Source organism: Daeguia caeni (genome assembly GCF_042653845.1).
Lineage (GTDB): Bacteria > Pseudomonadota > Alphaproteobacteria > Rhizobiales > Rhizobiaceae > Brucella > Brucella caeni.
The window spans coordinates 1-2,488 of record NZ_JBHSEL010000007.1; the positions used below are offsets into that span (position 1 = coordinate 1).

Here is a 2,488-nt window from a genome sequence, read left to right on the forward strand (position 1 = left end):
GCCTCGAAGTTGACCACGCCGCCGCCGACCCGCTTGGTGGTGTAGAACAACACGTTCGGCTTGGCGGTGTAGGGATCGCGCAGCACACGGATGCCGATGCGGTCCACGATTAGGTAAGAGCGAGCGAAGTCACCGAATGCGATGGGGAACTCACTTGCCGCCACCGCCGGCATGTTGTCGTCGGTGTAGACCGGCTTGCCGAGGATGGTGGCCACCTGTGCAGGGCCGGAGGGTGGCGCCCAGACATAGGCGCCCTCGGCGTCCTTGAACTTGCGCACCGTGTTCATGGTCGCATCCGACATCAGCCACGACGCCCCGTTCCGGTAGCCGGACTTGAGCGCATAGTAGAGGTCGATCAGGCAATCGGCAGGATTGGCCGAGGCGGTCGCCGCAACAAAGCCGTCAGCCTTGCCTGAAGCGACGAAGCCGATCTTGCCCCAGGCATGGGAGGCATTGGCCACCGTGTCATAGGCAAGGATGCCGCGCGGCTTGTTGATGCCGTCGCCATGGGCAAAGGCAGCCCCCTCCTGTTCGGCGAACTCGATCGCCACTTCCTCGGCCAGCCATGCGGCAAGATCGATGCGCGCATCGTCGAGCGAGGTCTGCGTGGCGCCGGGCATAGCGTAGATCTCGCCGGTATTGATGGCGATCTCACGCAAGGTCGGCGTGGCCGTGCCAGGACGATCCTGTTCCTCGCCAACCCAGCCCGACGTCGCCCCGCCCATATTGACCAGCTTCTTGTAGGTACTGGTCGAGATCGAGATGGTGCGGGCGAGCGAGCGGATGGTGGAGACGGTGCCGAGCACCCGGTCGATCCCGGCCTCGGTCTCTTCCGGCACCAGATAGCCGCCGTCAGGATCGGACTGGGTGGTCAGCTTGGCCTTGACCTCGAGATCACGCAGGCCGGCATCGACGCCGCGGCGGAAGAAGCGGTCGAAGGCTTGCGCGTGTTCGCGCTTGTCCGGGTCTTCCACTCCGCCAACACCGCCGACCTTCACCGCTGCCAGCATGGCGTTGGTCTCGTCGAGCGCCTTTTGCAGGGTGGTGATTTCGGCATTGATGCGGTCGACCTTTTCGGTCTGGACCACATCGGCCATGCCGGCCCGGATGTCGGCGAGTTCCTTGTCGCGCTCGAGTTTGAAGTCCTCAAAGGTCTTCTGCAGTTCGGCCAGGATTTTGGTGGCGTTACCGGTTTCGGCGCGCACGCCGAGGATACCCCGGACTGGCCCGCGGCCACCGGGGTTCAGTTCGATACCCATCTCGGGTCTCCTATGATCTGATGGTGTCGATCAGCCGCTGCAGGGCGGCGGCATTCAGTTCGGGATTGTCGCCTGCATCGCGCGCGGCGGAAGGCTGGCCTGCATCACGCGTGGCCGAGCCGATCAACTTCGAGAGCATCTCGGAGCGCATGGTGCGGGTGAAGCCGGCCTTCGCGAGCGCGGCCTCGGTTTGCCGGCGTGCCATCAACCGCCGGTCTGTGCTTTTGGCATCGCCGGAAGGCGCTGCAACGCCATCGTCGACGGCATCGGCAAAGCCATATTCGACGGCCTGCGCTGCCGTCATGAAGGTCTCGGCATCCATCAGCCGTTCGATGCTGACGCGATCCATGCCGGTGCGGGCGTGGTAGATGTCGGCGATGGCCGCATCGAACTCATCGAACAGGCTGGCGGCCTCGCGCAGGTCATGGCGGTTGCCGATGACCAGACCCCAGGCATTGTGCACCATCATGAAGGAGCCGAGCCCCATGCGGATCACATCGCCGGCCATGGCGATGATGGACGCGGCCGACGCTGCCCAGCCCAGCACCTCGACGGTCACCTTTGCCGGGTGCGTACGCAGTAAATTGTAGATGGCGATGCCCTCGAACATGTCGCCGCCGGGCGAGTTGATGCGCACGATGACGTCGCGATTGCCGATCGAACGGAGCGCCGCCGAGATGCGCTCTGCCGTGACGCCGCCGCCTGTCCAGCCATCCTCGCCGATGACGTCGAAGATGGAGATGGTGGCGTCGGCGTCGGCACCGGGCGCAGCGGCAAAAGAGTGCTCTGCCCATTTCGCCAGCAAGTCGCTCGGCGCATCCCACTGGTAGTTCTGTGGGCGAGCCATTGTGGGCGCCTCGGGCAGCTGGCGTAGGCTCATCAGAGGTTCTCCAGAAGCTGGAACAGGTATCCGCCGAGCGTGACGCCACCGATGAAGATGCCGAAGTCGAAAGCAGGGCTGATGGCGGCCAGCCCGACAACCGCCATGACGATCAGCGTCGAGGCCAGTTTCAACGTGTTCAGAAGGGTCATCTGTTTATTCCTTGTCGTTACGGGGCGTCGGTTTCGTCATCGCGCCGGCCACCAGTCTTTCGATCGCCAAGGTTGTCACTGGCAGCGACCACGCGATCGCCATCGCTGCCGTTGCCAGACTCCTGGCGATCTCGTTGTTCCCCCGCCGGCGCTCCCGCCGTGTTCGGCGGCGGATAGAAGACGTCGCCGCCGTCGCG

Annotated in this window: 4 protein-coding genes; all 4 read right to left on the reverse strand. The window is 64.5% G+C overall.

Going from position 1 to position 2,488, the window contains the following annotated elements; translation table 11 throughout:
- On the reverse strand, positions 1-1,259 hold a 1,259-nt coding region (locus ACFO1V_RS01055), incomplete at its 3' end, for a phage major capsid protein (RefSeq protein ID WP_380075004.1).
- Between the two features lie 10 nt (positions 1,260-1,269).
- Positions 1,270-2,139 carry a head maturation protease, ClpP-related gene (locus ACFO1V_RS01060; protein ID WP_380075006.1) on the reverse strand — a complete coding sequence of 290 codons (870 nt, stop codon included), beginning with the start codon at positions 2,137-2,139 and terminating at the stop codon, positions 1,270-1,272.
- Positions 2,139-2,291 (reverse strand): hypothetical protein, encoded by a 153-nt coding sequence (locus ACFO1V_RS01065; RefSeq protein ID WP_253125806.1) that lies wholly within the window; start codon positions 2,289-2,291, stop codon positions 2,139-2,141. The genes ACFO1V_RS01060 and ACFO1V_RS01065 overlap by 1 nt, the downstream gene beginning before the upstream one ends.
- A gap of 17 nt (positions 2,292-2,308) precedes the next feature.
- On the reverse strand, positions 2,309-2,488 hold a 180-nt coding region (locus ACFO1V_RS01070; RefSeq protein WP_380075008.1), incomplete at its 5' end, for a hypothetical protein.